At 63.8% G+C, this 15,498-nt stretch carries 15 protein-coding genes; 4 read left to right on the forward strand and 11 right to left on the reverse strand.

Going from position 1 to position 15,498, the window contains the following annotated elements:
* Positions 1 to 142: 142 nt before the first annotated feature.
* From haoB to K5607_RS00540, 9 genes are all read right to left on the reverse strand, one after another.
* A complete protein-coding gene (gene haoB / locus K5607_RS00500) occupies positions 143 to 1,183 on the reverse strand; it encodes a hydroxylamine oxidation protein HaoB (RefSeq protein ID WP_162232289.1) in 1,041 nt (346 codons plus the stop codon).
* A 186-nt stretch (positions 1,184 to 1,369) separates the two neighbouring features.
* On the reverse strand, positions 1,370 to 2,980 hold the full coding sequence (locus K5607_RS00505; RefSeq protein ID WP_221047885.1) for a multiheme c-type cytochrome: 1,611 nt from the start codon (positions 2,978 to 2,980) through the stop codon (positions 1,370 to 1,372).
* A gap of 152 nt (positions 2,981 to 3,132) precedes the next feature.
* Positions 3,133 to 3,426, reverse strand: a complete 294-nt coding sequence (locus K5607_RS00510; protein WP_054772887.1) for a hypothetical protein — start codon at positions 3,424 to 3,426, stop codon at positions 3,133 to 3,135.
* Positions 3,427 to 3,553: 127 nt separating this feature from the next.
* A complete protein-coding gene (gene prlC, locus K5607_RS00515) occupies positions 3,554 to 5,599 on the reverse strand; it encodes an oligopeptidase A (protein WP_221047886.1) in 2,046 nt (681 codons plus the stop codon).
* Positions 5,600 to 5,809: 210 nt separating this feature from the next.
* On the reverse strand, positions 5,810 to 8,275 hold the full coding sequence (locus tag K5607_RS00520; RefSeq protein WP_221047887.1) for a prepilin-type N-terminal cleavage/methylation domain-containing protein: 2,466 nt from the start codon (positions 8,273 to 8,275) through the stop codon (positions 5,810 to 5,812).
* Positions 8,276 to 8,298: 23 nt separating this feature from the next.
* The gene (locus K5607_RS00525; protein ID WP_221047888.1) at positions 8,299 to 9,627 is read right to left on the reverse strand and encodes a pilus assembly PilX family protein; all 1,329 of its coding nucleotides are present in this window, start codon (positions 9,625 to 9,627) and stop codon (positions 8,299 to 8,301) included.
* Between the two features lie 36 nt (positions 9,628 to 9,663).
* Entirely contained in the window at positions 9,664 to 10,383 is a 720-nt protein-coding gene (locus K5607_RS00530) for a PilW family protein (protein ID WP_054772891.1), read from the reverse strand.
* A 15-nt stretch (positions 10,384 to 10,398) separates the two neighbouring features.
* Positions 10,399 to 10,887, reverse strand: a complete 489-nt coding sequence (locus K5607_RS00535) for a GspH/FimT family pseudopilin (protein WP_221048857.1) — start codon at positions 10,885 to 10,887, stop codon at positions 10,399 to 10,401.
* A 178-nt stretch (positions 10,888 to 11,065) separates the two neighbouring features.
* Complete coding sequence (locus tag K5607_RS00540) at positions 11,066 to 11,248, reverse strand: hypothetical protein (RefSeq protein ID WP_054774901.1); 183 nt, start codon at positions 11,246 to 11,248, stop codon at positions 11,066 to 11,068.
* A gap of 243 nt (positions 11,249 to 11,491) precedes the next feature.
* On the opposite strand from K5607_RS00540, the gene K5607_RS00545 reads away from it, so the two are divergent.
* The gene (locus tag K5607_RS00545; protein ID WP_221047889.1) at positions 11,492 to 11,860 is read left to right on the forward strand and encodes a group I truncated hemoglobin; all 369 of its coding nucleotides are present in this window, start codon (positions 11,492 to 11,494) and stop codon (positions 11,858 to 11,860) included.
* A 167-nt stretch (positions 11,861 to 12,027) separates the two neighbouring features.
* Entirely contained in the window at positions 12,028 to 12,669 is a 642-nt protein-coding gene (gene hxlA, locus K5607_RS00550) for a 3-hexulose-6-phosphate synthase (RefSeq protein WP_221047890.1), read from the forward strand.
* Between the two features lie 125 nt (positions 12,670 to 12,794).
* Here hxlA and K5607_RS00555 read toward each other — a convergent pair whose 3' ends face one another.
* The gene (locus K5607_RS00555) at positions 12,795 to 13,502 is read right to left on the reverse strand and encodes a FecR family protein (protein WP_221047891.1); all 708 of its coding nucleotides are present in this window, start codon (positions 13,500 to 13,502) and stop codon (positions 12,795 to 12,797) included.
* 64 nt (positions 13,503 to 13,566) lie between these two features.
* On the opposite strand from K5607_RS00555, the gene K5607_RS00560 reads away from it, so the two are divergent.
* Positions 13,567 to 14,436 (forward strand): hypothetical protein, encoded by an 870-nt coding sequence (locus K5607_RS00560; RefSeq protein WP_221047892.1) that lies wholly within the window; start codon positions 13,567 to 13,569, stop codon positions 14,434 to 14,436.
* Positions 14,437 to 14,443: 7 nt separating this feature from the next.
* Here the strand turns inward: K5607_RS00560 and K5607_RS00565 are convergent, their stop codons facing one another.
* Positions 14,444 to 14,998: a DUF4124 domain-containing protein gene (locus K5607_RS00565; RefSeq protein WP_221047893.1), complete on the reverse strand. Its 555-nt coding sequence runs from the start codon at positions 14,996 to 14,998 to the stop codon at positions 14,444 to 14,446.
* A 111-nt stretch (positions 14,999 to 15,109) separates the two neighbouring features.
* Here K5607_RS00565 and K5607_RS00570 point away from each other — a divergent pair, with 111 nt between their 5' ends.
* A complete protein-coding gene (locus tag K5607_RS00570; protein WP_054774129.1) occupies positions 15,110 to 15,484 on the forward strand; it encodes a DUF423 domain-containing protein in 375 nt (124 codons plus the stop codon).
* Positions 15,485 to 15,498 lie beyond the last annotated feature (14 nt).

Genomic DNA, 15,498 nt, shown 5'->3' on the forward strand with positions numbered 1-15,498 from the left:
GGCTCGATGGGGCTGTTGGGGTGGTCGAACGCCCATTTTATCCGAGTGAGGCTTGGAGTACCGACTTTCGGCCAGCCTTCTTTTCCGCTTCGCGGCGGCTGTAGGCGGAAATGCCCGCTAAAGTCGGTACAACGGCTTTGCTTCAGGGCGATTTTGCCAAGCGGTAAACCGACAAATAAGCCTGTTCCGACTGGTATACCAACTGCAGTCCCTCCAGCGGCCGGTTGAGCGAGCCGGTGAAAGGCAGCAGCCGCGTGATGAGCAGGTCGTTGGCCTTGGGGTCGGCGACGCGCCAGGCGCGCACGCCGACGCCGGGCAGTTGCTGCACCAGGTAGTTGCTGGCGGCTTCTTCCTGCTGCGCGGGCTTGTCATTTTGATCTTTCCCGGTCCGCTCGCTTTCACCCGCCCAACGCTTGACCTGGGCGATCAGGGCATGGAAGTTCTCGCCCGAGGGAAATACCTGCGTTTCCAGGGGCAGGCTGACGCCGGCCAGGTTTTCGATTTCGCCCAGGCGGGCCAAGTCGTCCACGGTTACCAACACATAGGCGTCCTTGTCCTTGGGCACCGCCTCGGCCATTTCCTTGACCGCTTGGGCCGCATCCATGGTCAACCAGCGCGCCAGTTGGCGCTGCTTTTGGCCGTCGTCGCGGCCGCCCGCCAGTTCCAGCCAGAATTGCCGTTCGTGCCCGTCGCGCCAGCCTTCGGCGTCGGGCAGCAGGCCCCAGCTGTCCGCGCCGCTAAGCAGGTGCAGGCGTTGTCCGTCGTCCCACCAGGAGAGGAACAGGGCGTGGGGGCCGACGTGGCTGGCGATGGACTTGGCCGCTCTGGCCCAAATGTCGTGCCGCAACTGCTGGGCGGCTTCGGTAGGACCCGGTACCGCGGCGTTGGTCGGTAAATTCACCATGGCGCGTCGCGTTTGGCCCTGGGCGTCGCGGTAATCCGCCACGGGCAGGGTCAATGCGTTGCCGCCGTCGCGGGTAATGGCGTAGCGGGTCAGCTTATCCAGCGGGTAACGGCTTTCCAGTTTGGGAAAGTCCGCGTCGCCGGGTTTCAGCTCGGCCTGCTTGCTGTAGCTGAACGGCCTATGCCAGAAAAACGGCAGGTCGGGAAGGCCGAGCACGACGATGGCGCCGCCCGCCAGCAATAGCGCAATACCGAAAAATAAACGAAGTCGTTGAGTCACGGGAATGCCGAATTCTGTTTCCCCGGCCTGCCGGAAACATACGGCCCGGCGCGGCGGGTGGGGAGGGTTTTCGAGGGATTGGAGGCCACGTTCCCTGGGTAAAGGCTGGATCGATCAGCGTTTACCCAGGGAACGTGGCTTGAGATAAGGCGTTCCCACGCCGAAGCGTGGGAACCGAGGGGCTGCTTACTTTTTGCGGCGGCGCATTGCCATCCAGCCGGCGCCGATCAGCGCCACGCCCAGGACGTAACGTCCCATGCCGCCTTCCTTGTCCTGGTCGTTGCCGACCGGGGCGGCGCTGGCGCTGCCTACCTTCATGGCGGCCTTTTCACGCAGCTGGGTGTTGGCGTCCATGATTTCCGCATAGTCGCGCATCAGCTCGGACCAGCCTTCCGTGTAGGTGAAGCCGCCCGGGTTGGCGTGGAAGATGCCCTTGTACAGCTTGATCACGTCGTGCTCCCACATGTCGGCATAGACGCGCTCCACATGGGTCGGGCTGTTGCCCTTGGCCCAGAACAGCTGGAAGAAGCCGCCGGCCTCGTCCTTCTCCGGTTTGGGCGGAGCAGGGCGGTTGGTCTTCTGGCCGGGCAGCAAGCCTTCCTTGTGCAGGGCGGTAACGACTTTCTTGGCTTCCTGTTCCACTTTCAGGCCGTCGATGGTGCCCTTGTCGGCCGCGGTCAGGTAAGCCTCGCCGAAGCTGGGGGAATGGCAGTTGGAGCAGGTCTCCACCCAGGCTTCCTTGCGATCCTGGAACCAGGGATGGCTCAGGTTGTCGGCGATGGCCGGCGTCGGGTTGAAGGCCCAGCGCACTTTGCGCACCAGGTTATGGCTGTATTCGCCCTTGAACTCGAAGTGGCAGGTTTGGCAAGTGGGCGCGGTGTAATGGCCCTTGGTGAAGGAGTCCTTCAGCTGCGCTTCGAAGTTCCAGTCCTTCTTTTGGGTCTGGTAGACGGTGCCGTGCTTGGAGGTTTGGTAGTTCTCCCACTCGTTGTGGTCCACGCCGTTGTGGCAGGTGGCACAAGCTTCGGGCTGGCGCGCCTCGGCGGCGGAGAAGGTGTGGCGGGTATGGCAGCCGTCGCACTTGTTCTGCTGGTAGTGGCACATGTCGCAGCCGGCGGCGATTTCCCGCTGGGGCATGGCGGCCCAGATGGCGGTTTCCACGTTGGCGGCCCAGTCCACGGCGTGGGAGGGATGGCCCTTGCCCCACTGTTTCTGCGGCCATTCCTGGTTCTTTTCCGACTCCGCCTCGGCGAACTCCGGCGTGTGGCAGGTGCCGCACAAGGCGCGGTCCGGCATCACCAGATCCTTGTCGTGCTGGATGGATTGCTTGCCGACACCGCCGTGGCAGTCGATACAGCCGACTTCGGTCAGCTGCTGGCCTTCCTGCAGCAGGCCTTGCTTAACCAGTTGCTTTTCCACTTCCGCCAGCTTGTCTTTTTTGTAGTAGCGGGCATCCATGCTGTTGGGCATGTTGCGGATCTTGTCCAGGTTGGCGTGGGTGCTGCCCTTCCAGGCGTGGTAGGCGCCCGGGGTGGTGCTCTGGTGGCAGGCGACGCAGGCGTCGCGGGCCACTTCGCCGCTCACGGTTTGCGGCGGCTTGTAGAAATTACGCGGATTCCAGTATTTCTGGATGGGGATGGGCTCCCAGTATTCGGCGTGGGAGCCTTTGCCGGGGTGATCCTTGACGTATTGCGCCTTCAGATCGTCGAAGTCGGGCGTGTCGCTTTTCGCTAGCGCCAGCCCCGACAACATCAACAGCCCGCCGAGGGCTAGTAATAGGGTTTTTGTGATCTTCATGAAATTGCCTCCGCGCGCCGTTGTTATGCTGGGGTTATGACGCCGTTCGGGATTGTAGATGAACTACGGTGTCGGATCAAAACATTTGCGGCGCACAATTCCGGCCGGCGGAGGCGCCTCGCTTCGGACCGTGTTACTTTCTGCGGTTGAGTTTAGTGCTTTCCTTTGCCGCCGCGGCCTTGTCCGCGAAAGTCGTCCCGTTCCTGGCCGCGTTCGCGGTAGTCCCTGTTCAGCTCTCGTTGATCCTGCCGCTGGTCGCGATAATCTTCGCGTTCCTCGGCCCTGTCACGGCCGCGCAGACTGTCTTCGTCCTGCTGGCGGTTGCTGTTGGACCAGCCGCCGCCGTGGCCGCGCCCCGTTCCGGGGCCTTTCGCCCATCCCGCTTGCGACAGGGTGGTCATGGCGAGAGCTGCCAGCATCAAGCCGGCGAGATATTTTTTGCTCATGGCGAGTTCCTCTGGTGAAGTCCTTGTAGACGGTTAGCTATGGCAGCCGGTCTCGGCTGCCCAGCGGTTTGCCTGCGGGTAAGGAACACTATAGTCGGTCGCCGCCGCGCGGGACGCCTCCTCGATTTCAGGCGGCGATGCCGTTGTGCCGCAGCAGCGCGTCGATGCTAGGTTCCCGTCCCCGGAAAGCCACGAAATTCTCCATGGCTTCGCGGGAGCCGCCCCGCTCCAGAACATTCTCCAGAAACTTGCGGCCGGTTTCCGGGTTGAATATCCCAGTTTCCTCGAATAGCGCAAAGGCGTCCGCCGACAGCACCTCCGCCCACTTGTAGCTGTAATAGCCCGCCGCGTAGCCGCCGGCGAAGATGTGCGAGAAGCTGTGGGCGAAGCGGTTGAAAGCCGGCGGGATTACTACCGATACCTCGCGCCGCACTTCGTCCAGGATGTCGTAGATGCGCCCGCCCTGGGCCGGGTCGTATTCGCCGTGGATGCGGAAGTCGAAGATGGAGAACTCCAGCTGCCGCACCATCATCATGCCGGACTGGAAGTTCTTGGCCGCCAGCATTTTCTTGTACAGCTCCTCCGGCAGCGGCGCGCCGGTCTGCCAATGGCCGGCGATCAAGTCCAGCCCTTCTCGCTCCCAGCAGAAGTTCTCCATGAACTGGCTGGGCAGCTCCACCGCGTCCCATTCCACGCCGTGGATGCCGGAGGCGGACAAATAGTCCACCCGCGTCAGCATGTGGTGCAGGCCGTGGCCGAATTCGTGGAACAGGGTGGTGACGTCGTCGTGGCGCAACAGGGACGGCTGGTCCTTGGTGGGCGGCGGGAAGTTGCAGGTGAGGTAGGCTACCGGCAGCTGCACCTTGCCTTCCAGCTTGCGGCGGGTGACGCAATCGTCCATCCAGGCGCCGCCGCGCTTCTTCGAGCGAGCGTAGAGGTCCAGATAGAACTGGCCGCGCACTTGGCCGTCGTCGGCGAGGATTTCGTAGAAATGCACGTCCGGGTGCCAGGTATCGACGCCTTCGACGCGGCGGAAGCTGATGCCGTACAGCTTCTCGACGATGGCGAACATGCCGTCGATGGCTTTCTGGGCCGGGAAATACTGGCGGACTTCTTCTTCCGATAGCTGGAAACGGTGCTGGCGCAGTTTTTCCGCGTAGTAGCCGATGTCCCACGCTTGCAGCTCGTCCGCGCCGTGCTGTTGGCGGGCGTAGTCGCGCAGCTCCTGCAAATCCTGTAGCGCCATGGGGCGGGAGCGCCGTGCCAGGTCGTTGAGGAAATCCAGCACTTGCCGGGTCGACTTGGCCATTTTGGTGGCCAGGGACAGCTCGGCGTAGTTGGCGTAGCCCAGCAGCTGTGCCTCTTCGTGGCGCAGGGCGAGGATGCGGTTCATCAGCTCCGTGTTGTCCCAGCGGCCGCCGTTGGGTCCCGCTTCCGAAGCGCGGGTCACATAGGCTTCGTACAGCTCGCGGCGCAGCTCCCGGTCATCGGCATAGGTCATCACCGCCACGTACGAGGGAAACTCCAGGGTGAACAGCCAGCCTTCCACGCCTTCCTGCTCGGCCCGCTCCCGCGCCATGCTGCGCGCCGAGTCGGGCAGACCGGCCAGTTGCGCCGGATCGTGCACGCGCTTGTGCCAGCCGTGGGTGGCGTCCATGAGGTTGTCCTCGAACTGGCTGGTGATTTCCGACAGTTCGCGGGCGATATCCTTGAAGCGCGCCTTCTTGTCCTCGGGCAGGTCCACGCCGGACAGGTGGAAGTCGCGCAGGGCGTCGGTGACGATCTTTTTCTGCGCCTCGTCCAATTTCGCCCATTCCGGCCCTTCCGCCAGGCTCTTGTGGGCCTCGAACAGCTTGCGGTTGTGGCCCAGCTCCGTGCTGTATTCGGACAACAGCGGCAGGCACGCGTTGTAGGCGGCGCGCAGTTCGTCGCTGTTGACCACCGAATTCATATGCCCCACCGGCGACCAGGCGCGGCTGAGTCGGTCGTCCAGATCCTCCAGCGGCTGCACCAGATTGTCCCAGGTGTAGGCCTCGTTGCCGGTCAGCAACGCGTCGATGGCGCGGCGGTTGTCGTCCAGCAACTGCCTGATGGCCGGCTCAACGTGTTCCGGCTTGATGCGGGAAAAGGGCGGTAGGGCGAAGGATTCGAGCAAGGGATTGGTGTCGTTCATGGCGCATTGATTAAGGGGCTGATGTTGCTCGCTAGTTTACCCGAAGCCCTGGAGGTTCCGCTGCGCGACGCCGAGGGATGGGCGGACACGGTTCTCACGCGGTAATCCGGGCGCAAAAAAATCGCCCCATCCCGTGAGGGATGAGGCGAAGGTTTGTCCGGCCATCGGCAGGGAGGGGCCGCTTTTGCGGCGAACCCTCCCTTGGTGGCGTTATTGGCAGGTGACCGTCACCGTCGCCGTGCCGCCGGATTGCGTGGCGCCGGCGAAGGAGCCCGATCCCGAGCAGGCCGTCGTCGACTGCCCGGACGTGCGCGTGCCGCTGAAGGTGACCGTACCGGCGCTGGCCGTCACTTGGCAGGTGAAGCCGGTGATGGTCTGGCCTTGGGTCGTCGGTGTGCACGAACCGTTGAGTACGCTGTTGCCTTGGGCGTTCACGGCCGTCAAGGAAGTGACCGCGTCAGCTTTCTTGTTGCTCGGGCTGTAATTGAAGTTGATCGTCAACGGATAGTTGACCACGGTCGTGGTGCAGGTAATGGCCAGCGCCGGCGATAGCGTGGTGTTCGCCCCTATTGCGCTGTAGCTGCCCGAGCCTGTGCACGTTTGCGTGGCGTTCGATCCGGTATAGGTCAAGGTTCCCGCTACGCCGGAGTGGACCGGGCAGTTGAACGGGCCGGCGCCGGTCCCGGTGCACTGCACTGCGCCGTAAGTGTCGGTGAACGACAGCACGCTGCTGGTGGGCGAGCCGCCGGTTATCGGCACCGTTAGGGTAACCGTGGCGGAGCTGGCGCCGAGCACTTGTACCACGACGTTTGCGCGGTTTTTGAGCCTGTCGCGGTTGGCGGCGTTGGGGTTGACGTCGGCCGGGCTGCTGGAGCCGGTCAAGCCGGTGTTGCTGCGGCGGAAGTCGAAGGTGACCGTCCGTTGGCCGCCGCTGTCGCTGTTGCCCTGAACCTGGCCGGCATTGAGCGCGTTGGCGCCGTTGCCCACCGCGCCGACCGATACGCTGCTGGTGCCGGTGGGGCGGCACCAGCCGCCGGTATAGGCGGAGTCTTGGTTCGGGAGGGGGCTGTCGGTGCAGGTCGGGGCGCGGCCGGTTACTTCCACTTCGTAGAAGGGCACGTTGACGAGGTAGTCCGAGCCGGCCGCCTTTTGCGCCCGCACTTTGTCCAGCAGGGTGGAGAACAGGTAATCCACGTAAACGGCCCGGCCGGTCAGCTGCACCTTGTCTCCCACCTGCATCACCAAGGGGTTGGAGCTATTCCTTTGCGCTGCGGGAGGCGTCGTCGGTAAGGTGAAACTCTGCCCGTAAAATTTGGTGATGGAGTTGTCGTTCAGGATATTGTCGACGATGTGCTGCACGTAGGCGGCGTAATCGTCTTTGGCCGTGCTGCCGGTGGTGGTGAAGTCGTTGAGGGAGAAGGCTTGCGTGTTGACCAGCTGCCAATCCTGGTACACGCGCCAGTAGCCGCCCACCCGCTTCATGCGGCAGGATTCAACATAGTTCTGGCCCGCTGTCGCGATGGCGCCCGCCGTCGTGTAGTGGTTGTGCTTGCCGTTGGTGTAGTCGTCGGCGCCGCCGGCGTCGCGGAAGGGATCGTAGCAGCGGTCGAATATGCCGTTGGCGGGGTCGCAATACTTGAGGCCGTCGGCTGTGCCGTCGCCGCCGCCGGTGGTCAATGGGTCGCTGGTGGTGGGGTTGGCGGCAACGGTGTCGGTGGCGTTGCTGCCCGGATCGTGATGGTCGCGGCAGCAGGCGGTGCACATATCGTCCTGCTGGTTGTTCGCCTTAGTGCCCACGTCCTTGGTCACCACGTCGCCGTCCACGTCGCGGAAGGAATTGGTAGTCCCCGCCACCCAAACGGCGTGGGCCGGCGTCCGGCCGCTGCCTTGGGTCGCGCCCAAGGTGCAGGTGCAGCCCACGGTGGTGAAATCTTCCTGCCTTAGCAGCACGCCCGTCGCGGCATAGGTGTAGGCGGTGAATTTGACCTGGCCTCCGGAAACGGTGGGCACCAAGGTTTCCCGGTGGGTGTCCACGCCCACGTCGACCGGTACCACGCCGGCCGAGGTGCTGGGCGTGTAGATGACTTCCGGTCCGGTGTTGGAAGCTCCGGCTCCTGCGGACGGTCCTCCCGACAGGCCGGCCGCCGAGTCGGGGGACATGGAGTTGATGATGTCCGCCAACTGCACGCTTTGTGTCGTTCCCGTTTGGTCCACCCAGCTTACCGTCACGGTGACTTGCTTTTGCGCCACGCTGGCGCTGGCGCTGCCGGCCGGGTCGACGACGGCGGTTTGGCTCACGGGGGAGCCGAAGTATTGGGGGCTTACCGTCCAGCTCAGGCTGTAGTCCGTGTTGCCTACGACGTTGCTGCCATTGCTGGTGCTGGTGTCCGCCGGTAGGTTGAGGTTGCCGTTGGCGTCTTTGGCGCCGCCGGCGTTGGTGTCGATTTCGGTGAAGGCGAATGCGGACGCTCCCGTGCCTGTGCCGAAACGGCGCAAATCGTCGAGTTTTTGCTGCGCCAGCTGCACGGCGACGGAGCGGGCATCGGCTTCGCCGCTGCCGCGTAGGAACTCGCCTTGCAGCTTGACCACGGCCAATACGCCCAGGCTGAATATGGCCGCCGCCACCAAAACCTCCACGAGGCTGAAGCCTGCTTGATGCTTTGCGCGCGTTTGCATGTTCGTCACCATACTTTAAAAAATTAGAAATCGCGCCAACTGCCCGGTACGTCCGCCGGGTGGCCGTTGATGGGGTTGTTGTTGTTGCCGCTGGGGGCGGGAGCCAGTTGCGCCAGGATGCTGGCGTCGTACTTGACGGTGTAGGTGCCGGAAAGGTTGTCCAGGCCGCTGTTGGCCAGAAATGCGCCGTTTACCACCGGGCCGCCGTTGAGCAGGACCGAGCCGGGGCTCACTGGCGGCGAAGCGGTGGAAAACAGGAATATCACGCCGTTGAACACCGTGTTGGCGTTCATTTTGAAATTCGCGTCCTGCGCCACCAGGATGACCGGTCCTTCCGTGGCCGTGGTGGCGGGGTCGTCCGTGGCGGCGCCGATGGTGGTGTTCGACGGCAGGTCGCACAGGCTGCCCGTGTACCAGATCAGCCCGCCCGACGTCGGCCCCAAAGTGCTGCAGTCCGTGATCTGCTGGGCCATGTTGTAGACCGTTTGCCAGCCGGGGGGCGAGGCGGTCGGATCGGCGGAGACGCCGAAGAAATACTGGAAGACGTCGTCGGGGAAGCGCCCGCCGGCGGACACGTAGGGATCGTTTTGCACCACGTCCAGTCCCATGGTGCCGCCGCTCGTGATTTGGTCGCTGGTGCACTGGCTGGTTTGCGAGTCATATCCCGACTGGTTGCAGGTGGAGGCGCTGCCGCCGCCCGATACCGAAGAGTGCGACCAGACGGAAACCGGCACGCCGGGCCCGCCGCCGTTGGGGTTGGCGACGACGTTGTAGTTGCCGCCCATGGGGACGATGCCGGCCGCCGTCAGCGCCGCATTGGGGATGGCGCCGCCGGCCGCGATATTGGCGGCGAAGGCGATTTGCTGCTCGACCTGCACTGTGCCGGTACCGTCGCTCGAGGTGCCTTGGGCGCGGAAGACGTTGTAATTGTAAGGCGTGGTAACGGCGGCGCCGGCCGCGTCTTTGGGCGTCGGGCAAATCGTGGTCACCAGCGCTTGGGTGCAGTGGAAGGCCCGGGCCCATTGCACTTGGGCGCCGTTCGGCAACGTGATCGCCGCCGGCACGATGTCTTGTGCTGTGGACCATCCGGCGCCGGCCGAGGTTTGGGCGGCAATGGCCGTGGTCGGCTTCGCTTTAAAATAGGCGACGGCTTGGTTCAAGCCCGCTTCGGCCGCCGCCTCGGCTTGCTGGTGCCGCAGCTCGTTGCCGGACATGCGTTGATCCATGACGCCGACGCTGGCGGTATAGACGGTCATGATGGTGATGAACACCAGCGCGACCAGGGCGACGAACAGCGTTACGGCGCCGCGTTGCCGGTGCGGCGGCTGGTGGATGGGGTAAACGGTTTTCATAATTCCGGCCTCTACGGTGCCCGTTCGTTTTCCGTATCAAGTGGGGGCGCAGTCGCCCGCGGCGAAATACTGATAGCGGTTGTTGCGCACGTGCACCGTTTCGGTCAGCGTGCGCGCGAGTCCGGTTACCAGCGGTGATGTTGCGGTAAAGGTGATCGTTACCGTTTGGTCGTGGATGCCGTTGAACGCGTTGGGCGCCGTGCCCTGGCAAACCAGGTTGTCCTGTAGGGTGAAGGTCAGCGCCGTGACGGTGAGGTTGGAGGTGTCGGTTAGCGCTTGCCAGCCGGCATCGGCGCATGCGGTCGCCGTGGTATGGCGTTGCACCGCCCCGCCGTTCAACTTGAATCCGTATTGCTCGTTGCCGTTCAGTACGCCGTCGGCGTTGGTGGCGGCATTGGAGGAGTCGTCGTAGCCGTAGCGTATGCAGCCGCCGCTGAGCGGCCCGGGGCTGGCGGTGCTGATGGCGACATCGTCCACGGAAAGCCCGCCGAAAGGATTGGCCATGGTGGTTCCCTGGCCGACCTGGGATACCGCGTAGGCATTGAATCCCGCCCGGCGTATGTCGGAGGTCATCAGGTTCATCACCGACCGCATTTCCTGGTTGAAGCGCACCATGCGCAACGTGTCGAGATTGGTGCTGTTGGACGACACCATGATTTGGGTTATCGCCGCCAGCACGGTCATGCCGATCACCATGCCGACCAGCAGTTCCACCAGGGTAAAGCCTCCGTGTCGTTTGCTCGTCACGGTCAACATCCCGTTTCTCCTCGTTTATTGCAGGCTGATGCGGCCCATGGCGGATACCGTCACGGATTTGGTCGCGCCGCTGCTGCCGGTAAAGGTGATGGCCGTGCCGCAGCTGGCGCCGGCGCAGCCGCCGCGCAGCGCGTCGAACGTGACGCTGGCGTTGGCGTTCAGGGTTACATGGGTGAAGTCGGCGCCGGAAGTGGCTTTCCAAACGCCGGCCGTCGCGCAGTCCGAGGTCGCCGCGGCGGCGCAGTTGCTGCCGTTGGTGGCGACGCAGTAGCTCCAGGGGCTGCCCGTCGCGGCGATCAGATCCATGGAGCGGGAGCATTTGATGGCCTGCGTTTTCGCAAATTGCAGGTCGGCGAACAGGTTTTCCGCCGCGCCCCGCACCCGTTGGCGGTCCAGCATGCTGTTGAAGGACGGCAGCGCCATCGAGACGAGGATGGCGACGATGGCGATGGCGATCAGCATCTCCATCAACGTAAAGCCGGCTTGTCGGAAAGGTGTCTTCATGGTGATCTCCGTTGGCTTAAAGTATAAGCGCCGCCGCCGCGGCTCCCGGGGCCGTTCGTCGGGGTGCGGTCGCCACTTATCGGGCGTGGGGGCGGGCGCGGGCGAGTTGCGGCGGTGTGCCGCCAATCCGGCGGGGTGTCGGTGTTTGCCGTGCTGGGGGAGGCAGGAGGGGCGGTTGTTAATCCCAGTTGCCGCGCCGGTAGATTTTCATCAACCGCTTGCGCAGTTCGTTGGCGGAATAGGCCATGACGCCGAACATGGCCCACTCCACCAGGGAAACGCTGGTCGGATCGTCGTCGGTGACTACCATGATGACGACGGAGACGACGAAGGCGGCGAAATAGCTGATCAAGCTGAGCATGGCGGGGTGGTCTCCGGGAAAAACAGGGCTTCCCGCATTTTAGCGCCGGCCGCTTCGGGGAGGTCAACCGGCGCTGTATTCTCGGCGGGAGCGCCCGCTGAACGCGCCATCCGGCGTCGTTTGCCGCTCATTTGACAGTGTGTTGACGGGCTTTGTATATTCCGGTAAGGGGCTGTATCCGAAGGCCTGGACGTAAATGTCAGCTCCTGACGGCATATCAAAACAACAACATTGGAGCGTAACATGTCCGAGACCTTGTTCGATCAGTTGGGCGGCGCGGCCGCGGTGAACGCCGCCGTCGACATTTTTTACCAAAAGGTGTTGGCCGACGGCAGCCTGAGCCCCTTCTTCGAGGGCGTCAGCATGCAGGATCAGCGGGATAAGCAAAAGGCCTTTCTGACGGTGGCTTTCGGCGGTCCTTACGATTACGTGGGCAACGATTTAACCAGTTCTCATGCGCGGGCCGTGAAACGGGGGTTGAGCGACCGCCATGTAAACGCCGTGCTGGGGCATTTGATGAAAACCTTGCAGGAGCTGAAGGTCTCCGGGTATTTGGTGGTCGAAATCATGAAGATCGCGGAAAGTACCCGCAATGCGGTGTTGGGGCGCTAACGTTGATGCGCGGCAAAACCGCCCGCTCGATGGTGTTGCCTCGCACGGCGTAGGAGCGTGTCCCGAGGGGCGGAAACGACGCCGTTGACATGCGAGCCTTTCCTCACTTACAGTTCCAGCCGTAATCTTCGGCTTTTATTTAACTATCAAAATAAAAAGGTAATATCATGGCAAAAGCATTAATTCAGTTGGCGATTGATTCCTTGGATGTTAATGCATCCCTTGGTCTTGCCGCCGCCGCCGCTCCTTATGTGGACATCTTCGAAATCGGTACCCCGTGCATCAAGCACAATGGCGTGGCGCTGGTTCGTGAGCTGAAAAGAAGATTCCCCAACAAGTTGATTCTGGTCGACTTGAAAACCATGGATGCCGGCGAATACGAAGCCACCCCGTTCTACGCGGCGGGCGCCGACATTTGCACCGTGCTGGGCGTTTCCGGCGGCGCAACCATCGCCGGCGTCATCAAGGCGGCCAGCAAGTTCAACGCCGAAGTCCAGGTGGACTTGATCAACGTGCCCAACAAAGTCGCTTGCGCGCGTGAATCCGCTCAGCTGGGCGCGCAGATCATCGGCGTTCACACCGGTCTCGACGCGCAGGCCGCTGGCCAGACGCCGTTCGCCGACCTGCAGGCGGTGGCTCGCCTGGGGCTGCCCATGCGCATCTCCGTCGCTGGCGGCATTAAGCAGTCCACCGTGCAGGGCGTGATCCAGGCTGGTGCGACCATCGTTGTGGTCGGCGCCGCCATCTACGGCGCGCCGTCCCCCGCCGAAGCCGCGCGCGAAATCCGCGCGCTGGTCGACGCCGCTTAAGCCTTAGCGGCTTAAGTCAGCGGGCCGCCGGCAAGGCGCCCGCCGAAGCCCCGCAGAGTCGCTCTGCGGGGCTTTTCTTTTGCGCCGTCGATTGGGCCGCGGCGGCCGGGTTCGGCTGGCGCGGGTCAGTAGTTTTCTCCGCCGCTCCCTCTTCCCGGCATGGTGAAGGAGAAAGGCGCCGTTCGTCCCGTCAAGGCTTCGATCAAGGCCAGTTCCTCGTCCGTGTGGTTTTTAACCGGCGCCGGCTGGATGCGCCGTTCGCCTTCGCCGCTGATGTAGCGAGGGGCGTCGTGATGAACCGACACGATGCTTTCGGTTTGTTCCGGCGCGCCTTCGGCGGTGATTTGCGTACGGCCGTAACAGGTGCAAACGTAGCTGCGCTCGGCTTCCGCTTCCACGTATACCCCGGTGCCGCGAATGCCGATGGTGGCGAATTGGGTTTGCACCTCGTGTTCGCGCTTGCCGAACACCGACAGCAGGGCGCCGGTGACGACCCGCAAGCCGTGCACGATCAAACCGCCGCCGCCGCTGAGTCGCAGCTCGGAACGTTCCCGCAGTATGAAAGCGTCCTGCCCTACCGCGAACACGACTTGGCTGCCCGGTCCGGTCTGGATGCGGTCGCCGGCTCCGATCCGCGTCTGTTCGTCGGCGGTTTGGCCATTGACCAACACATCGCCGTCGATTCGGTAAATGGAGCGCCCCGGTGGTAGCGGCCCCGGGGCATCGCCCAGTGCGCCGGCGTGGGCCGCCGGCCTGGCTCCGAGCATGAAAAAGCCGGCGCCCAGCCAGCGCAGCAGCGCGCGGCGGCGCGCCTCGAAAGCTTCGTCGGTCATTGCCTTCGCTCCTGTGCGGTTTTAGACTCGCCCTCGCCACCGATTATATGTGCGGGAAACGATTATGGCAGCCGTCTGGCGGATAACGTGGGCGTGGGTATTGGCTTCGGCGGTTTGCGTCGCTTGGGGCGGGGAATATTACGGTCGCCTGGGCGGCGGCGCGGCGTACGACGACAACGTGACGCGCGGCGCGGACAACCAGTTTCGCCGGGGCGATTTTTCCTATCGGGTCTCCGGCGTTTCCGGGGTCGATTGGCGGTTGGGCGAGCGCCTGGGACTGGCGCTGGAAGCCCGGGTCGACGGCAGCCAATACCAGCGTTTCGAGCGCCTGTCGTCGCTACGGGGCGTTTTGCTGGCGCGCGCTTTGTTCAAGCCTTTCGATGGCTATACCGCGCCTTGGTTCGCTTTGGAATCGGAAGGGGGCGCGATAGGGCACAAGGACAGCGCCTTGCGCGACCGCTGGGAATGGAGCGGGCGGGCGCTCGCCGGTGCGCGGTTGACCGACCGGCTCAGCGCCAGCTTGGGCTATCAGTACGGTCTCACCCGCGGCGCCCAGTGGGGCGTTTGGAATACCGACACCCATGCGCTGTTGACGAGCCTTCAGTATGCCCTGACGCCCAAGGTCAATTTGTTCGTGGATTACCGTCTGACCGTCGGCAAGCACAACGCCACGGCGGCTTGGTCGCAGGGTCGCTGGTCCTACCCCGCTTACGACGTGCGTTGGCGCGACAAGGCGCTGGAGGCGGATACGGGCGTCGCCGTCTACGCGTATCGGATGGATGGCGTCAGCCACCAGGTCGCCGTGGGCGGCGCGTGGGATGTGGGGCATCGCTGGGGACTGGAATTGGCCGGGCGCTATTTCGTTCTCGACGGCGAGGCGGGCGCGTCCTATCAGGGGCTGGGGGGCAGCATCGGGGCCAACTACCGGTTTTGAGCCTGCTTTACCGCGACGGCCCCGGCGTGATGCTGGGGGTGGCGTTGCCGGTGTTTCGCGGCGCGTTGCCGAGGGCCGGGGCGCTATGGCCGATGCCGATACGGACGTCGACGTTGCCCGACTCTGTCGTCCGGGTTTGCCGCTGTTGCAGCGCTGGGGAATAGTAGATCGCTCGGGGGTAGTAATAATAGGCGCCGTCGCCTTCCTCCCGTTCCTGGGCTTCCAGCATCTCCCGCTGGTAGCGGGCTTGCGCTTCGGCGGCGCGGGCTTGGCGCTCCGCCGCGCGGGCGGCGTCTTCCTCCGCGCGCACTTTGCGCTCTTCCAGTTCCTTTTGCGCTTCGCTTTGCCGCTGGGCCTCCTGCTGCTGGCGCGCCTCTTGCTGCCGCGCCAGCTCCTCGGCGCTGGGCTCGGTGTTTTGCAGTTCCAGCAAGCTGCACTTGTCGCCGTTTTTCGGGGATTCGGTATAGACGGCCTTGCCGTCCCTTTGGCACCGATAGACATCGCTGGCGCTTGCCGTTGCGCTGAGCAGCAGCGCCGCCAAAATTGCCGTCCGCTTGTTCATGTTCCGTGCCTCGCCAACCGGTATTGCTTGGGTTTATCCCTAGGATAGCCGTAAACTTCAAGCTTAGAGGCCGGCTGCGCGGCCGTTCGCCAAGATCGAGGTTTTCTCAATATGTCCCGACTTTTTTTGACCGCCTGCGCCGTCAGCGGCTTTCTGGCCACGCTGATGGGAGCGGTGGGCGCCCACCTGTGGCGCGGCCGCATGGACGAGCATATGGCGGCGGTGTTCCAAACCGCCGTGCAGTACCATTTCTGGCACACCCTGGTGCTGGGGATGATCGCGTTGCTGGCCCGCCAATACGCCGACTCCCGCTGGCTGCGCTGGAGCGGCATTGCCATGGTGGCCGGCATGGCGCTGTTCAGCGGCAGTTTATACTGGCTGGCGGCCGGCGGTGAGCCGTTATACGCCAAGCTGGCTCCGCTGGGCGGCATGTCGCTGATGGTCGCTTGGCTGCTGCTGGCCGCTTTTGCCGCAACGGCGATCTGAACCTCATTAACCCA

This window comes from Methylogaea oryzae (assembly GCF_019669985.1).
Lineage (GTDB): Bacteria > Pseudomonadota > Gammaproteobacteria > Methylococcales > Methylococcaceae > Methylogaea > Methylogaea oryzae.

Excerpts from the sequence above, each read along its gene's own strand:
- K5607_RS00505 (WP_221047885.1), bottom strand. The coding sequence starts at position 2,980 with ATGAAGATCACAAAAACCCTATTACTAGCCCTCGGCGGGCTGTTGATG.
- K5607_RS00510 (WP_054772887.1), bottom strand. The coding sequence starts at position 3,426 with ATGAGCAAAAAATATCTCGCCGGCTTGATGCTGGCAGCTCTCGCCATG.
- prlC (WP_221047886.1), bottom strand. The coding sequence starts at position 5,599 with ATGAACGACACCAATCCCTTGCTCGAATCCTTCGCCCTACCGCCCTTT.
- K5607_RS00520 (WP_221047887.1), bottom strand. The coding sequence starts at position 8,275 with ATGCAAACGCGCGCAAAGCATCAAGCAGGCTTCAGCCTCGTGGAGGTT.
- K5607_RS00525 (WP_221047888.1), bottom strand. The coding sequence starts at position 9,627 with ATGAAAACCGTTTACCCCATCCACCAGCCGCCGCACCGGCAACGCGGC.
- K5607_RS00530 (WP_054772891.1), bottom strand. The coding sequence starts at position 10,383 with ATGTTGACCGTGACGAGCAAACGACACGGAGGCTTTACCCTGGTGGAA.
- K5607_RS00535 (WP_221048857.1), bottom strand. The coding sequence starts at position 10,887 with ATGAAGACACCTTTCCGACAAGCCGGCTTTACGTTGATGGAGATGCTG.
- K5607_RS00540 (WP_054774901.1), bottom strand. The coding sequence starts at position 11,248 with ATGCTCAGCTTGATCAGCTATTTCGCCGCCTTCGTCGTCTCCGTCGTC.
- K5607_RS00545 (WP_221047889.1), top strand. The coding sequence starts at position 11,492 with ATGTCCGAGACCTTGTTCGATCAGTTGGGCGGCGCGGCCGCGGTGAAC.
- hxlA (WP_221047890.1), top strand. The coding sequence starts at position 12,028 with ATGGCAAAAGCATTAATTCAGTTGGCGATTGATTCCTTGGATGTTAAT.
- K5607_RS00555 (WP_221047891.1), bottom strand. The coding sequence starts at position 13,502 with ATGACCGACGAAGCTTTCGAGGCGCGCCGCCGCGCGCTGCTGCGCTGG.
- K5607_RS00560 (WP_221047892.1), top strand. The coding sequence starts at position 13,567 with ATGGCAGCCGTCTGGCGGATAACGTGGGCGTGGGTATTGGCTTCGGCG.
- K5607_RS00565 (WP_221047893.1), bottom strand. The coding sequence starts at position 14,998 with ATGAACAAGCGGACGGCAATTTTGGCGGCGCTGCTGCTCAGCGCAACG.
- K5607_RS00570 (WP_054774129.1), top strand. The coding sequence starts at position 15,110 with ATGTCCCGACTTTTTTTGACCGCCTGCGCCGTCAGCGGCTTTCTGGCC.